This window comes from Actinomadura sp. NPDC048021 (genome assembly GCF_040653135.1).
In the GTDB taxonomy this organism is placed as follows: Bacteria; Actinomycetota; Actinomycetes; order Streptosporangiales; family Streptosporangiaceae; genus Spirillospora; species Spirillospora verrucosospora.
The window spans coordinates 32,017-46,916 of record NZ_JBEZJQ010000045.1; the positions used below are offsets into that span (position 1 = coordinate 32,017).

The window sequence follows — 14,900 nt, forward strand, 5'->3', positions numbered from 1 at the left end:
GGGTCACTTGGACGCGAAGAAGGAGACCTGTGACCGAGGACGCCACCGACAGCCAGGTCTGGGACCCCTACGGCACGCTTCGCCGGGTCCTGTGGGTCGGAGGCGGGCAGTGGGCCGGCAAGTCCACCGTGACCCGGCTGCTGGCCGACCGCTACGGGCTGACCTGCTACAACTACGACTACCACGACGCCCGCGGCCACAACGACCGCCGGATCGCCCGCCGGATCAGGCTCGGCCATCCGCCCGCCGACCCCGACCCCGACGCCACCTGGGTGAACACCACCCCCCAGGACATGGCCGCCGAGACGCTCGCCGGCTTCCCGGTCCGCTTCGAGTGGGCCCTGGACGACCTGCGCGCCCTCGTCTCGGGACGCCCCGTCATCGCCGAAGGCTGGGGACTGCGCCCCGAGCTGGTCGCGCCGGTCCTCGGCTCCCCCCGGCAGATGGTCGTCATGGTGCCCACCGAGGCGTTCCGTGACCGGCAACTGCGCGAACTCCCCCGAGCCGCCGCCTTCGGACCCCGCGTCAGCGACCCCGCGCGGGCCCAACGCAACCGCATCGAACGAGACCGCCTCGTCGCCGACGACGCCGTCCGCTCCGCCCGGCGCCTCGGCATCCGCGTGATCGAAGTCGACGGGAGCCGCGACGCCGGCGCCGTCGCCGACATCGTCGCCGACCACTTCCGCCCGTATCTCCCGCCCCCGGAGAAACGCGACCCCTGACCGCCGCAGGCGGTCGTCCGCCTTCGGAGAAGCCTGTTCGGCAGAGAGATGTGGCCCCTCCCGAATGCTCGGGAAGGGCCACACTCCTGGGGAGCGACCCCCGTCGAAGGGTCGCCCGTGTCTCAGCCGACCGCCCAGACCTTCAGGCCATCGGCGACGTAGAGGTCCGAGGACCCGGCAGCGGACGTGCGGGCTTGCAGGCCGTGCTCCGAGAAGTCGACCCACAGTTCGGTGTCCGCGCCGGCGCGCCGGCGGAAGGACTCGTCCGCACGCGCCTTGATCAGCGCGTTCCGCACGACCTCCTTCTTGGTGCTCCCCGTGACGCCCATGAGCAGAAGAGGCTCGACCTCCTCGTCGAGCCGCGGACGCCTGATCGGCTCGACCGCCGCGACGTTCACCCAGGAGGTCTCGTAGCGGGGACCGTCGGCGTCCTCGTTCTCGTACATCACGCAGTAGAACATCTCCAGCCGCGCGTCTTCGCCGACGCAGGCGCGCGCCTTCCTCAGCGCCGTCTGCTCGATCTCCTTCTTGCCGGCCCCTGTGAGGCCGCTGAACGCGAGAACGGTGACCGTCTCCTCGTCCTTGTTCACCTCGGTGAGGATGGTGGGTCCGACCTCCACGACGTCCACGACCGGAATTCCCTGGTCGGGGGCGACCTCAAGGGAGGCCTCCGGGGGGAAGCACCGACGCGCCCTCTCAAGCGCCACCGCTTCCTTCTCCGCCCGGTCGGCTCCGGCGAGGTGCCAGAAACCGAGAGCTGCCAACGTCACGTTGACCTCGGCGATCGCCATATCTTCGTCCTTCACGTGAGTTTTTTTGATTGATCTGGGAACGCGTTCCCCTCAGGCTGAACCGTACGGCATCGCGGGTGTCGGTCAAGGTCGTCACGGACGCGGGCCGACCGTGGCATCGAAAAGGGTGCTCACGCCAAAACAAAGAGCGGCCACGCGCCGGGCAGAAAAGGCCTCCGTGGCCGCACTTCCGTACCGTTCTCATCCCCGCATAGAGCGGGCCCGGTCGTCGCTCAGCGGGTTCGCGCGGGCGGCACGATCTCGCCCACCGCACCCGAGGCGTCCAGGCGGACAACGGTGGGGCCGCGCTCGCATTCCCACGTCGTGACGTTGGCGAAAGTCGTCTCCCCGTGGCGCCAGAGCCCACCGTCCTGGTGGATGTGGCCGAACAGGTGCAGCTTGGGACGAACCTGCCGCACCCGGGCCAGCAGATCCTCACAACCGTGGCGTCCGGGGTAGGCGTTCGCGTCACCGATTCCGAGCGGAGGCCCGTGGGTGACCAGGACGTCGACGCCGTCAGGAATCAGAGCCCATTTCTCCGCGAGGGAACGGCCCCGAGGGAGATTGAACGCCCACTGGTTGAACTCCGGCTGCCAGGGGCTGCCCCAGAAGGTGACGCCGTTGATCTCCGTTCCGCCGTCCTCCAGATAGCGGATACCGCGATCGGCGAGAACGGCACGGGCCCGTGCGGGGTCGTCCATGAACATCCAGTCGTGGTTTCCCGCGACGACCACCTTCGCACGATGCGGAAGGGCCTGCATCCAGTCCGCGGCGTCCTCGAGTTCTCGCGGGTCCTTGCCGCGCCGGCACAGGTCACCGGCGTGAACGAAGACATCTCCGTCGGGGACGGCGAGCTCGCGATGATAGGTGTGCGTATCGGCGACCGCCACAATCCGCATGAGCCGAGCGTACTGAGCCGCCCCACCGCCCTTGAAGACCACCGCCCGCAGGGGCGGTCCAGGGCTAGAGTGCGCGCGTGGGCTCAGTGATCGGGTTCGACTGGCAGGCGGTGGTCTACCGGGACTTCGACGTCGACCTGGACAAACCCGGCGAGCGCAGCGGCGCGGCACTGGAGGCGCTGCTGGCCGACCTGAACGTGGAGGTCGAATCGCCGTTCATCCTCGGCGACTGGGTCGACAGACTGGGCGCTTCCGCGAACGCGGAGCCGGCCGCGCTGCTGGAGCGGCTCACCCACCCGAACGTTCAGATCCGCCGGATCCTGGCCGTCGTGCTCACCTACCTGGACATGCCCGACGATGCGGTTTCCCGCATCCGCGCCAGGAGCGAGAGCGACCCGGACGCCCCGACCAGGCTCGGGCTGCTGCTCGCCCTAGGCCGGTACCCCCTGGCCCACGACCACCTGCGCCGCCGGCTGGATCGCGAGCCGTCCGACGCGCTGGGCGCCGCGCTCGGCCTGCTGCTGCACAGCCCCGAGACGGTGGACGACGCGGTCCTCGACGCGCTCACCCACTGCGACGGCGAGGCCGGATCGGCCCTGGCCGAACTGGCCTGGGGCGACCCCGAATGGGTCGGCCTCCCGCCGGGCGGCCCCGTCGACGCCGTCGTCAGCTGGCTTCACCCCACGCCCGAGCTGCACTCACGCTGGCTGGCCCGGATGCTGGCGCGCTTGAGGACCGGCCCAGCGAACCCAGCGGCCACCCACCTCCTGGTCGCCTCCGCGGACCGCCTGTTCCCCCGGTTCCCCGAACACGCCGCCGCCGTCGCGTCCCTGCTGCGGCACCCAGACCCCGTGGTACGGCGAGCGGCCGTGGCCAAGAACCACCTGCCGTCCCACCCCGCATACGCCGATGCCCTCGCGGCCTGTCTGAGCGATCCCGAGTTGTCGGAGATGGCCCTCGTCGCACTGACCCAGCGCGGTGACCCTCGATGCGTGCCCGCGCTTCAGCGCCTGATCGCCCACGCCCCCCTGGATCTCCAGCTACAGCACCGGTTCCGTGCGGCATCGGCGCTGGCTGAGCATCTCTGGCCGCAGGTCCGAGCCCGGCTCGCCAGCTCCTCCTCCTTCGAGGCCAAGGCCCTGCTGTCGTGGATCAGGGAATGGCCCGAAGGAGAACAGGCCGTCCCCGAGGTCACCGCCGTCCTCGAAGGACTGATCCTGCGGCTCGGCGTCCCCGCCCCCGACAGCGGTGACCTGGAGACCGCCGCCGCGTGCTGCATGTTCCTGCGCAGATGGGGCCTGGCCGACGAACAGGCACTGACCGTCCTCCGGCGGGTCGCGTCGGGCCCGGACCCAGAGACCGGCCTTGCCGCCATCCGCGCTCTCATGGGCCTCGGCGAACCGGCTGACGAAGAGGTCGTCGGCCTGCTGCTGCACGTCCTGGAGCGCCGCCACCAGTTCGACCGCAAGGCCGGACGCCACGGCTGGCGCTTCGACACCAACGCCTGCGACTGGCTCGGCGAACTCGGCCCCCGGGCCCGCGCGGCCGTCCCCGCCCTGCGCGCCGTCCGCGACGACCCCACCGAACCCGCCCGCGCGGCCGCGGCCTTCGCCCTCTGGCACACCACCCGCGACGCCGGCGAGGCACTCCCCGTCCTGATCGAACAGATCCCCGCCGACCCGGTGCGCACGCTGTACGACCTGAGCCTGATGGGCGAAGCCGCCCGCCCCGTCCTCCCCGTCCTCCGCGACTACGCCGAAGGCGAGGGGGACGTGGCAAAACACGCCCGCCAGGCCCTGAGACGCATCGCTCCCGAGGCGTGATGAACCGGTGCGCCCGGGCGCCGGATTCTCGATAGCGGAAAACAGCAAGGGCCCGGCGATGCCGGGCCCTGCTTGTTAGGGAGGCACCAGCCAGCGCTGGAACCCCTTGATGTGCAGGTGGCGGATGGATCACTCCTTGCGGAAGGTCACCTTCCCGCCCTCTTCGCGTACGTCCAGGGCGTCCTCCTGCCACTGACCGGAGACCTCGACATCACCGCCCCCCGTGCTGATCACGAGCTCGGTGGGGTTGTCCGCCCGAACACTGGCGTTCCCGCCATGGGTGTACAGGTGGACCTTGCCGGCAGCCCTGCCCACGACGATCGGGCCGGACGAGGTGAGGGAACCGAAGGTGAGTTCCCCGATCGTGATGCCCTTCCGACCGTCCAGGTGCACCCAGTCCGAAGGGCCGGAAACGGTGATGGCACCTCCGCTGGTCGCCTCCATCTGACGGACGCTGAGCGGCAGGCCGACGGTGACGGTCCCGATCCGCGACAGGCCGCGCCGATGACGGCCCTCCACGGTGTCGAAATGGGGACCGGAGAACAGGAAGGCGCCGTCGGGCACCCTCTTGAGTCCGCGTCCGCGGTAGTCGAGGACGACCTCGATCTCTTCTCGGTCTTCCACGACGATGACCACGTCGGCGGCTCCGCCGTTGATGACGATGGCCCTGTGGGTGTGGAGCATGGTGATACGACGCTGCATGTCGAATCTCCTAGGTGAGGTGTTTGGGTTGCTTCACGCGTCGATGTACGAGCGCTAAGAACAACCGTCCCGGAAATGCCCCCGCCCGCCAGCCACCGACATCACCCTGCGAAAGTGGGCGCTGGTAGCGCAAGCAACACCTAGGCCTCAGGCGGCAAAACGCACAGCGCCGACGCTGAGCGCCTTCAACAGGTCAGAGGGATTACGGCGACTTCGGACAACAGCGGGGGTCCGGCACATATTCGGCAGACTCACCATCCCCCGACGTGCCTCAGGGCCTTTCCGGGCGTTCACCAGATCGTGCCTGCCGATCAGCGCCATGTGCGCTCGGGCATCCGCCAGCACCGCAGCGAGCCTTGCCAACGAACGGTCGACCGCTACGGGGGCCTCAAGCAGGGCGGACAGACGGTATCCGTCTACTTCAAAGCGGCTGGCGAGCAAGAGTCGGCCGGAAGGGCCAGCCGTTTGATCGGCACGGCCGGACGTCCGCGGGCGGCGCGGCGGGCCGGCACCCACGCCAGACGGCCATAATGCCTCCAGGAGCGGGCGACCTTGGCGGCGTCGGACATCTGTTCACAAGAGACTGGCCACCCCAAGATCGCCACGCGAACCCCAGGCAACCCGTGTGCACCTGGTGGTGGCTGCCAGCAGTTCTGTCGCGGTACTTCTCGCCTGATCACGGCGTTCGCCGGCCTCCAAGCCCGTGTTCGAGAAGGCTCTCGTTGGAGGTGTTCGACGGGCCTTGGGCTTGGCGGACGGCGGGCCGTCCGCCACGTGGCAGGTGCCCGTGGCTCGACGAGCTGAGGCTGCCGCCATCCCTCGGTGCCTCCGCCTTGCACAACCTGTAAGCCAGTAAGACCTCCCGGAGAACGTTGTTCTTCCCTGCGCAGAATCCCCGGAAGCCGCTCACAGCGTGTCGCGATACGAGCCAGTGCCTTCACCCGCGCACGCCCTATGGCGTCGCGGATGAGGAGGGGCTCACACGAGACGGAAGGGCGGGGCGGATCGCTGGGATCCGCCCCGCCCTCGACTGGCGTCCCGGCGCCGTCAGTGGCGCCGGGAGGAGTTCATCGGCCAGGACCGAGCCGCGAGTCCCGGTCGGGCCAGTGACCGTACCCCCGTGCTCCGACGAACAGGTAGCCGGAGACCGAGGTGTCGTTCAGCGGGCCATTCCCGCCGATGCCGGTCTTGGTGAGATCCCCGTCGACCGTTTCCATCAGCCGCCGGAAACTCTCCAGCGCGGTTTTCTCGGAGCTGGAGAGACGGACCACGGCCGCGAGTTCGGAAGCGACCGGCCGGTAGATGGTCTTGCTGGAGACTGCCGGCTCGACCTTGTCGATCGCGAGGGTCAGCATGGTCTTCTCGATCGCCATGGACTGGGGATCGGCTTCGGAACTGCCGGGGCAGCCGGGTGCCCGGAGGAGATGGACGTCGACCCAGATGACGGCGTAGACGTCTTCCGACTCCCTCTGGGTTTCCAGGGCCCGCGTCAGGGCCTCGCCGCCCGGCAGGTCGGCCAGCATCTTCGCGTCCTGCGCGCAGGCGTCGGCATAGGTCGGCGGCCGGCCGTCGGTCTCTCCGAGACCGCAGCCGCTCGCGAGCAGTGCCAGCAGCGCCAGAAGCACCGCGATGGCCCCGCGTCGTTTGGTAGACACGTTGGGTCCTCCAAATTTTCCTTTGCGGACCGCTCTTCCTGGCGGTCGTTCTCAGAAGACCGTCGCTGGCCGGCACCGATCGGCAATGCACCGCCCGAGCGGCTTGCCGGTCAAGCGGAGGTGCCGACCGGGGGAGGTCCGCGAGGCAGTCGATACGGGCACGGTGCCGGACGACCGGATCACAATGAAGGCGTTCCTTGAACGCTGGGTTTCGGTGAACCTACCGGGCACTCTGGCAGAGTCCACGGAAGACGACTACGCCGACATGGTCCGTCTGCACCTGGTGCCGACGTTGGGCTGCAAGAAGCTCACGGTGGCCAAGGTCGATCGGCTCTGGAACAGCGAGAGGCCAGATACGCCGCAAACTCCGGAAGAGAACAGCGGTCGCAAGACGCGCATCGTGCTCAGCGAGCTGAAGACGGCCAAGTCACGGCGGACTCTCGTGTTCACGCCAGAGATCGTGAGCAAGCTCCGCACGCTGCACACCGACCAGGCCAAGGCACGGCTCGCGTTCGGCCAAAGCCTGGCAGGATCACGAGCTGATCTTCCCGTCCGAGGTGGGCACCCCCACCGCCCCAGACAACTTCTCGCACACGTTCTCCAAGCTGGCCCAGCGGACGGGCCTCGGTCACTGGCATCCACATGAGCTGCGCCACTCGGGGACCTAGCTGATGCTGGCGCAAGGCACGCCGCTGCACGTGGTCTCGGAGACTCTCGGTCACGCGGGCATCGCCCTCACGAAAGACACCTACGGTCACCTGATCGTGGACGACAAACGCGCGACAGCCAAAGCCATGAGCAGCGCACTGTTCGGCGGCTGATTCCCGTGGCTCCCACGGCGGCTCCCACGGTGCTGCAAAAGCCCCCTTCCAGCGCTGGGAAGGGGGCTTTGAGCTGGGAGTCGGCGAGGAGACTTGAACCCCTTACCTTCTGTTTACAATAAACCAGCCGCCCCACGATCACCACCGTTACCGCAGGTAGAACCATGTGCGCTCGGTCGCCAGTGCCAGCGGCCGTAAGCCTCTGTTGCGGTACTTCCGTGCTGTACTTCTCGGCACCCTGCCACGTGGTAGACGCCCAACCGCTAACCGGAACCACCGCTGCTACCAGGGAACTGAGCATCCGGCGAGATGTGTCGCTGTGTGGGACTGTCTGTTGAAGCCGCCCTCATCGCCGCTCTCGCGACACTCGGATGAGTTGGGCAACTTCAGCGTCTGGTGACTGCGCTTGCGCTCTCCAGGAGGAGGGCCATACGTGGTTGGCGTTGAGTAGCCTCGCCGTGGCACCTTCGAAGTCGGGTTCGTTGTGGAACTGGGCCTCGTTGAATTCGGCTGTGCCGTTGAACTGGCTCCCGCGAAACCCGGCATCTCCGTTGAATCTAGCCCCCCGAAAGCGGATAGTTTCATTAAATACAACTTCATCAAACCACGCGCCCGCATAGAATTGGTTATCCTCAAACCATGTGGGCCCGTTGAACTGAGCGCTACCGAACCAGGCATCCTTTCCGAAGCAAGCCTCGTCGAACCAGGCACTCCCATCGAACTGGGCCCGATCAAATCCAACCTCATCATCGAATTTCGCTGCATCAAACCTGGCAGTGCCGCCGAATTGGGTTTTGCTGAACTTGACGTTGCCATTGAACCGCGCTCCACCAAACCCGGCCTCCTCGACAAACTTAGCCTCGTCGAACCTTGCGGTACCCGTGAACAGGGCTTCAGAGAAATTCGCGCGTACAGGACGGCAGCGAGTGAAGTCGAACTCGATAAGGTGGGCGCCGCCAAGGTCAATGAGAATACCGTCCCAATATCTTTTGGACTGTTCTTCATCAGATGGGAAGGCAGTCAAATGACGATGCAACATTCGTTGAGCGGCCAGCCGAACCTGGAGTTCTTGCCGGGCAATCTCGACGGGTACTGCCTCTGAGGCGTCTAGTTGGAGGTGATGAAAAGGCATACGCAAGTAGGCGCAGACGACGTCAGTCACGGTTTGCCGGTGCTGTTCGTGACCTTGGGCGAGGCGCTCCAATGAATACAGACCGCCCAAACGAACGGCGGCCTTCTCGTGCCCAAGCTGCTCCACAGCTTGTCCGAACAGTTCCGTGACGCGGCGCTCGGTAGCGTCGAAAGCATTGACCCGTGCCACCTGTTCGGCATGCGCTTGGGCCCGTTCGGCTCGTTCGGCCGCTGCTTCGTCGACGCGCTGGCGCCGGTAAGCGGTAACCAGAGCAACGAGGGCACCGACACCAGCGACCAGGGCGAAGCCGAGTTTGAGGAGCTCCAACTGTGCCTTGGTGTCCAGAGGTTGGGGCGTAGCCTTAGATGGTGAGCCCAACAGCCAGAAGATGAAAGACCAGGCAGCAACCAGCAGGATCACTGCGGTGGTAAATGCCACGGTGAGCGCCCGCCGGATCGACCACAGCCCCAACGTGCGGTGGGCGTCCTTCACATGGCGCTTATCCCGTCCTGCGGGTTCGGTGTTATCGCTCACGACCCGTGATGATAGAGAAATCCGGATACCCTCCGCGGTACTTTGCTCTCATCTCCCCCCTAGACCTAGGCACCGCCACTTGGGGTCTCAACCAACCCATGTCCTACGTGTTCAGATCGTGGGCAGGATGAGGCCACGCGGGACGCCCGCGCCCAGCGCATCAGACGTGCGCATCGCACCAAACTCTCCGAGCGATTTCCCGATGGTGTGCCAGATAGACCGCAAGCGAGTGCTCTGACTCTCCAGAGGCCGCAAACCGATTGTCAGCTGGTTCACTCTCGCTCTACCACCTGGGGTCCTGACCGGACAGCAGCCCCTTGACTGGAGCCAACTGCGCAAGGCGCGGATCGCGACCTGGCGGGCCGGCGTCTGGTGACCGGCACCCAGACCACATGCTCCGAGCGGCGTGGGCATGGGTGGGCACGAGCAACGCCGCCCTAGACGCCACAGGCCACGATTCGTCGTTGCAGACGTCTGGTTACAAGCGAGATCAGCGACGTCCAGGCATGTCCCCACGTGCCCGCTGACCAGCGCCGCAACTTCCCGGACGTCCACACCCGTCCAAGATCATCCGACCTCGTTGTTAGCACCGCCGTTAGCACCCACACTCGTCCCGGAGGGTGCGCCCGCGCGAACGACGAGACGCTGTGACAGACCGATTCGCGCGGGCGTGCCCTCCGGCCCGCGGGGGGCTGGGGGCCGCGAGGCCCCCGCTTCACACTCGTCTCGCTATACGAGATATTTGGGCTGCCGATGCTTAGTGAAGCAGCGGTGAGCCCGCAGACACCTAAGACGGCGTCCCCGTGATTCTCCTCGGGGGATGTATCTTCGTACAGTGCCTGCTGAAGCGCCGTTCAACTCCCAGACCCCGTTGTTGCCCTCGCTCCCCGAAGTGGAAGTGGAGCACGGTGAGGTGTTCACACGGCGTTGGATCGTAGATCTGATCCTAGACCTCGTCGGCTACACGGCGGACCGAGACCTTGCAACTCTGCGTATCTGTGAACCTGCTTGCGGCCAGGGTGCCTTTCTCGGCCCCATCGTTGAACGACTTTCGGCCTCGTGTCGAACATTCGGCCGATCACTTTTGGACGCCCAAGAGGCCTTGGAGGCCTTTGACCTCCTCGACCATAATGTCAAGCACACACGAGATTTGCTAGTTACTCAGCTACTTGAAGATGATTGGGATCAAATAGAAGTATCGAAAGTAGTCCGAGGGTGGGTCACAAGAGGAGATTATCTACTTTCAAAGAAATCCAGATTCGCTCAAGTAGATTTTATTGTAGGCAATCCACCCTACATGCGAGTGGAGGCCGTTCCGGACGAGCGCATGGCAGCATACCGGTCCGCGTGCCCCACTATGGTCGGCAGGGCAGATATCTACGTCGGCTTCTACGAGTTGGGTTTGCGTGGTTTGAAGCCGGGCGGAAAGCTAGGCTTTATCTGCGCGGACAGATGGATGAGGAACCAATATGGGCGACGCCTTCGACAGCTAGTTAGCGATCGATTCAGCGTGGACCTAGTACTGAATATGCACGATGTGGATGCATTTCATGATCAGGTGTCCGCCTACCCAGCCATCACCATAATTAGCAATCGTTCTCAAAGTTCGGCCATTGCGGCCGAGACGACGCGGGATTTCGGCCCAGCGCAAGCTCGGGCCATGTTGTCTTGGACTCAGAAGCCGAGTGCCGTTCGAATAGACGCTCCGGAGTTTCACGCTGCCCGCCTTCCACACTGGTTTCCTGGCGAGGAATCGTGGCCAGCGGCCTCTCCGGCGCGTCTCGCGATGTTGGAACAGCTGAGCGACAATTTTCTGCCGTTGGAGGACGAAACAACCAGAACGCGGGTCGGTATTGGCGTAGCGACAGGCGCCGACAAAATCTTCATCACTGACAACCCTGATCTGGTGGAGCCCGACCGTCTCCTACCGTTGTCTATGGTTCGCGATACCGCGTCAGGCAAGCTTCATTGGGGTGGCAGATACCTCGTCAACCCGTGGAGCCTCAGTGGACAGTTGGTCACTCTCTCCGACTATCCGCGCCTCTGGGCCTACCTTGAACGGCACCGGGCCGCCCTAAGCAAGCGCCACATTGCAAAGAAGAACCCTGACCGCTGGTACAAAACCATCGATAAGGTTGACCACCAACTGATCGCGCGTCCAAAACTGCTTTTGCCGGACATGAGGCTGACGATCCATCCGGTCCTCGATGAGGGGGGCCACTATCCCCATCATAATCTGTATTACGTGACCTCTGATGTGTGGGATCTCAAGGTCCTCGGCGGCCTTCTGCTATCCAAGGTTGCAGAAGCTTTCGTCGAAGCCTATGCCGTCAGAATGCGTGGTGGGACTCTGCGTTTTCAGGCTCAGTACCTTCGCAGGATCCGCGTTCCCAATCCGGCGGATATCCCCCCTGAGACACGGAACGCCCTCATCAGAGCCTTTGAAATGCGAGACGTTCAAGGCGCAACTGCCGCCGCACTCAGCGCCTACAAGATAGAAGGCATCCCGGACTAAAGATTCTCAATATTAGAACTCGATAATTTCGACTTTTGCAACATCTCACCCCAAAGCACCTCTGCTTGCTTTTCACGACTTAATCTCACATTATACACCTCCACCCCCCGGGAGACATAATGGCACCAACCTATGACGACTTCGTGACGGCAGTAAAGGCTTACTGGGGCGTCAAAGAGGCGCAGATGGAAGCCTCGAAAATCGCCAATGCAGTAGGGGCCGGCACGGCTGGAGCTATTCGGAGCGGGAAGCACTTTGATCCGATCGCCCATCTAATAGCCAAGTTCTTCGTTGATGCGGGATTTCCAGCAAGTGCGATCCGAGTCAGAGAAGGAGATCGCCTGGAACTGCCTGGATATTATCGTCCGCAGAAGAAATGGGATCTGGTAGTTGCATACCGTGACACACTCGTCGCAGCGTTTGAACTGAAAGGCCTGGGTGCAGGAGAGGAGGGTAAAGGTTTCGCCAAGAATTACAATAATCGCTTGGAGGAGGCACTAGGCAGCGCCGTAGATCTCCGGAGAGCAGAATTGGAGAGCATTTTCCCCGGCGAAAAGCCTTGGCTTGGCTATTTCTTCATCATGGAGGACCATCCTGTCTCCCGCACCGAGAAGAAGGAACGCAACAACAAGATCAAGCCAGCTTTTGAAGTGGATCCAATCTGGCTGAGTAATTCTTCCTACAGAGACAGGTATGCGCTCTTCTGCAAGCGGGTGATTGATGAGGGTTTGTACGACTCAGTTTGCTACATCACCTCATCCGAGCACGAGCCAACCCCGATCGAACCCTCCGTCAGATTGGACTGGCAGCATTTCTCGGCGGCAATCAATGCGCGCATTACGTATCTTCACGATCTCGGCATCCCGGGCCCTGAAAAACAAACAACGATCTTCGATTAGCCGTTGGTCGGAAAAATATTGTGCAACTTAGGGAATATTCGATCGCTCTAGCAAAACAAAAAGCACTCCAACGCCACCTACAAGAAGACCGAAGACAACGGCTAGCGCTGACCCCTGAACTAGCGCAACAAGGAGCGGATTACCGACTTTTTTCGAATCTACCGCTAGAGCAACGGTGGAGGTAATAAGGAGGGTCAGCATGAAGAAGCTCGTAGCAAGCAGGGAAGCCATGAGCTTGGTCCGGGCAGCAGATAGTCTCTGCTCAGATGCTCTTTGTGCTGCATTGTTGGATGGCCGCGGAGGGAAGGCGGCGAGCACTGCAATTGCGGCAATCGTAAAGCCGAGTAGTGCGCTGGCGGTGTTTGTAAGCGAAGCATATGTTTCTTGCCTTGCCGAGGTCGAGACCATAGCAAGCAAAACCGGGCCGTGTCCGGTCAGATGAATCCCCGCCAGACTTACCTCGAAAGCAACGAAAGGAATCGTAGGGATCGCCCATAGATTCTTGTCTAGCCAGAGCAACATGCGGACTAGCCGTGTGTGCATATAGGTGACTCTACCTCTAGGGTACGACAGTCTCTAGCGAGACCGCATAGCTTGAGCCTGGACAGCCCTAGAGAAAATTCCATCAGCGTGAAACTCGCGATGCGCTGTTTTGAGTGCATCAATTACTGCCTGTTCATCGGGAAGAGTGTCGACGTCCGGACTCGATGGCAGATCAACCCTGGATTGTATCCTCTCGTTTAGAAGATTGATCTCTTCGACTAGGCCCGTTCTCTCGTTTCTCCCCGAGATAATTAGACGGTCCACGACATCATGCATGTCTTCTACAACGCGGAAGACTGCCTCCTCTGTCGCATCGTTGAGGTAGCGATCGCGAGGCCCGTATCTACCCATCCCAATCGCGACAGAAATGGAAGGAGCAGATTCCCCAAAAACTTGTGGTATAAGTGTCGCGAACGCGCCACCATCTGTGTTGACGTACTCGGGACGGGTTAGAGAAATTCGGACTGTCCGTAGCCGGCCTCTAATTTCCCCAAGTCGGTCCTGCATGTCCGGCCGAAAGAGTTGCTCGAACGCGATGTGCCTGTTGAATTTTTTTCTGAAATAGAACGAGAGACGTCCAAGTCTAGGCGAATTTCCGTGAACGTCTTGTCCCACGATGCCATCGGGCCACACTGCAACGTGGGTAACGTCCGCAGGGTATTGATCGTCCAGCAGTGGCAATGGGCCTAGTTTTTCTCCTGGAGTGTATTGAGAAGGCCTCTGCTGAGGTCCTCGGAGTGCAAGCAGTTGGAAGACAGACGGCTCTGTCTCTGAACCTCTTTCGAGGACCGTGACCGCAGTGGCGACTTCTTCGTTCGTCAGGATCGTGGATTCCGGATTGGCCCTGATCGCGTTAGCGAGTTGAGCTGCGACTGTGGATGGGAGGAAGGTCGCTCGATTCGGGATCGAACTCCACGCGGAATAAACCAGTCGACGCGAGACCATACGGGCAATGCTAGACCTACTACATGTTATGCGCTAGCCAGTTGAGCAGAGCGCCACGTCATCAGAACTGCGCGACGAAACGACAATGTGTCCGTTTCGCGGATCGAACTTGCCGGGCGGCCGGGGCGGGTCGGCCCGGAGAGGCCGCATGCCCGGCCCGGGCCGACCGGCGGCGGCCGCGTAGCGGGCGCCCTTGAAGACGTAGAGAAAGTTCTCATCCGGCGGACGGGACCTTCTGATGATCTTGGCTTCTGGACATGCATCGGCCCCTGAGTTGCCTGGTCAGGAGCCTTGTGGCGGCAACTCAGGGGCCGTGTGCGGACTTTGGCTAGGTGGTGTGGGGAGTGGTCGGGGTGTTCACCTCTGATGCCATGGCCACCCCTTCGTCAGGGTGATCTGCTCGCGTAGCTGGTGGACGTCGGGGGCCGACAGTAGGCGGTCCCCGGTCGGTAGCGAGATCATCGCCCACCACTCCCCCGTCGCCTCCCCGTACCAGGCTTGGACCCCGGGGAACATCTCGGCGAGGACTTGGGCGGCTCGCTTGGTCTCAGCGTTGCCGCTCATGACGGCGGCCCTTTCCGGGCCTCGGCTGGTGGAGCCGGCCCCAGAGGATGCGCTCGACCTCGGTGACCGCCTGATCCAGGTCGGCGCAGGGGATGGGTTGGGCGCTGCTGCGGGTGAGGTAGACCCATCGGCCGAAGTGCGTGGCGCTGAGTTCCTCAGTGGCCGGCGCGTGCTTGGTGGGCCCGACCCGCAGCGTTGCCGGGGAGACGTGGAAGCGTCGTCTTGTGCGCCATCCCTGGGCGGCGAGGGCTTCGGCGAGTCGGTCTAGGCCGTGTTTCGAAGTAGGTGGAGCCATTCGTTGATGGCGGTGATCTCGAGGGTTGCCTGGTAGCGGACGGAGAGCTTGTCGTATCTG

General features: G+C 63.4%; 14 protein-coding genes. 6 read left to right on the top strand and 8 right to left on the bottom strand.

From position 1 onward, the window contains the following. The first annotated feature begins 29 nt into the window (after window positions 1-29). Window positions 30-722: a hypothetical protein gene (locus AB0C87_RS41445; protein ID WP_360582029.1), complete on the top strand. Its 693-nt coding sequence runs from the start codon at window positions 30-32 to the stop codon at window positions 720-722. Window positions 723-844: 122 nt separating this feature from the next. Here the strand turns inward: AB0C87_RS41445 and AB0C87_RS41450 are convergent, their stop codons facing one another. Then, window positions 845-1,528, bottom strand: coding sequence for a hypothetical protein (locus tag AB0C87_RS41450; RefSeq protein WP_360582031.1), 684 nt, complete (start codon window positions 1,526-1,528; stop codon window positions 845-847). A 218-nt stretch (window positions 1,529-1,746) separates the two neighbouring features. Further along, the gene (locus AB0C87_RS41455) at window positions 1,747-2,412 is read right to left on the bottom strand and encodes a metallophosphatase domain-containing protein (protein WP_360582033.1); all 666 of its coding nucleotides are present in this window, start codon (window positions 2,410-2,412) and stop codon (window positions 1,747-1,749) included. A gap of 77 nt (window positions 2,413-2,489) precedes the next feature. On the opposite strand from AB0C87_RS41455, the gene AB0C87_RS41460 reads away from it, so the two are divergent. After that, window positions 2,490-4,235 (top strand): hypothetical protein, encoded by a 1,746-nt coding sequence (locus tag AB0C87_RS41460; protein ID WP_360582035.1) that lies wholly within the window; start codon window positions 2,490-2,492, stop codon window positions 4,233-4,235. 129 nt (window positions 4,236-4,364) lie between these two features. Here AB0C87_RS41460 and AB0C87_RS41465 read toward each other — a convergent pair whose 3' ends face one another. Then, window positions 4,365-4,937: a hypothetical protein gene (locus AB0C87_RS41465; protein ID WP_360582037.1), complete on the bottom strand. Its 573-nt coding sequence runs from the start codon at window positions 4,935-4,937 to the stop codon at window positions 4,365-4,367. Between the two features lie 1,067 nt (window positions 4,938-6,004). Continuing rightward, entirely contained in the window at window positions 6,005-6,592 is a 588-nt protein-coding gene (locus AB0C87_RS41470; RefSeq protein WP_360582039.1) for a hypothetical protein, read from the bottom strand. 557 nt (window positions 6,593-7,149) lie between these two features. On the opposite strand from AB0C87_RS41470, the gene AB0C87_RS41475 reads away from it, so the two are divergent. Then, window positions 7,150-7,260 (top strand): hypothetical protein, encoded by a 111-nt coding sequence (locus AB0C87_RS41475; RefSeq protein WP_360582041.1) that lies wholly within the window; start codon window positions 7,150-7,152, stop codon window positions 7,258-7,260. A 3-nt stretch (window positions 7,261-7,263) separates the two neighbouring features. Further along, entirely contained in the window at window positions 7,264-7,413 is a 150-nt protein-coding gene (locus AB0C87_RS41480; RefSeq protein WP_360582043.1) for a hypothetical protein, read from the top strand. 346 nt (window positions 7,414-7,759) lie between these two features. On the opposite strand, the gene AB0C87_RS41485 is transcribed toward AB0C87_RS41480, so the two are convergent. Further along, window positions 7,760-9,079, bottom strand: coding sequence for a pentapeptide repeat-containing protein (locus AB0C87_RS41485; protein ID WP_360582045.1), 1,320 nt, complete (start codon window positions 9,077-9,079; stop codon window positions 7,760-7,762). 835 nt (window positions 9,080-9,914) lie between these two features. Here AB0C87_RS41485 and AB0C87_RS41490 point away from each other — a divergent pair. Beyond that, the gene (locus AB0C87_RS41490; protein WP_360582047.1) at window positions 9,915-11,594 is read left to right on the top strand and encodes an Eco57I restriction-modification methylase domain-containing protein; all 1,680 of its coding nucleotides are present in this window, start codon (window positions 9,915-9,917) and stop codon (window positions 11,592-11,594) included. 119 nt (window positions 11,595-11,713) lie between these two features. Then, window positions 11,714-12,493: a PaeR7I family type II restriction endonuclease gene (locus AB0C87_RS41495; RefSeq protein WP_360582049.1), complete on the top strand. Its 780-nt coding sequence runs from the start codon at window positions 11,714-11,716 to the stop codon at window positions 12,491-12,493. Window positions 12,494-12,520: 27 nt separating this feature from the next. Here AB0C87_RS41495 and AB0C87_RS41500 read toward each other — a convergent pair whose 3' ends face one another. The 3 genes from AB0C87_RS41500 to AB0C87_RS41510 form a co-directional block, all read right to left on the bottom strand. After that, window positions 12,521-13,036 (bottom strand): hypothetical protein, encoded by a 516-nt coding sequence (locus AB0C87_RS41500; RefSeq protein WP_360582051.1) that lies wholly within the window; start codon window positions 13,034-13,036, stop codon window positions 12,521-12,523. A gap of 33 nt (window positions 13,037-13,069) precedes the next feature. After that, window positions 13,070-13,981: a hypothetical protein gene (locus AB0C87_RS41505; RefSeq protein WP_360582053.1), complete on the bottom strand. Its 912-nt coding sequence runs from the start codon at window positions 13,979-13,981 to the stop codon at window positions 13,070-13,072. A 357-nt stretch (window positions 13,982-14,338) separates the two neighbouring features. Continuing rightward, window positions 14,339-14,545 (bottom strand): hypothetical protein, encoded by a 207-nt coding sequence (locus AB0C87_RS41510; RefSeq protein ID WP_360582055.1) that lies wholly within the window; start codon window positions 14,543-14,545, stop codon window positions 14,339-14,341. Window positions 14,546-14,900: the final 355 nt, after the last annotated feature.

Excerpts from the sequence above, each read along its gene's own strand:
- AB0C87_RS41510 (WP_360582055.1), bottom strand. The coding sequence starts at position 14,545 with ATGAGCGGCAACGCTGAGACCAAGCGAGCCGCCCAAGTCCTCGCCGAG.
- AB0C87_RS41465 (WP_360582037.1), bottom strand. The coding sequence starts at position 4,937 with ATGCAGCGTCGTATCACCATGCTCCACACCCACAGGGCCATCGTCATC.
- AB0C87_RS41455 (WP_360582033.1), bottom strand. The coding sequence starts at position 2,412 with ATGCGGATTGTGGCGGTCGCCGATACGCACACCTATCATCGCGAGCTC.
- AB0C87_RS41495 (WP_360582049.1), top strand. The coding sequence starts at position 11,714 with ATGGCACCAACCTATGACGACTTCGTGACGGCAGTAAAGGCTTACTGG.
- AB0C87_RS41500 (WP_360582051.1), bottom strand. The coding sequence starts at position 13,036 with ATGCACACACGGCTAGTCCGCATGTTGCTCTGGCTAGACAAGAATCTA.
- AB0C87_RS41480 (WP_360582043.1), top strand. The coding sequence starts at position 7,264 with ATGCTGGCGCAAGGCACGCCGCTGCACGTGGTCTCGGAGACTCTCGGT.
- AB0C87_RS41505 (WP_360582053.1), bottom strand. The coding sequence starts at position 13,981 with ATGGTCTCGCGTCGACTGGTTTATTCCGCGTGGAGTTCGATCCCGAAT.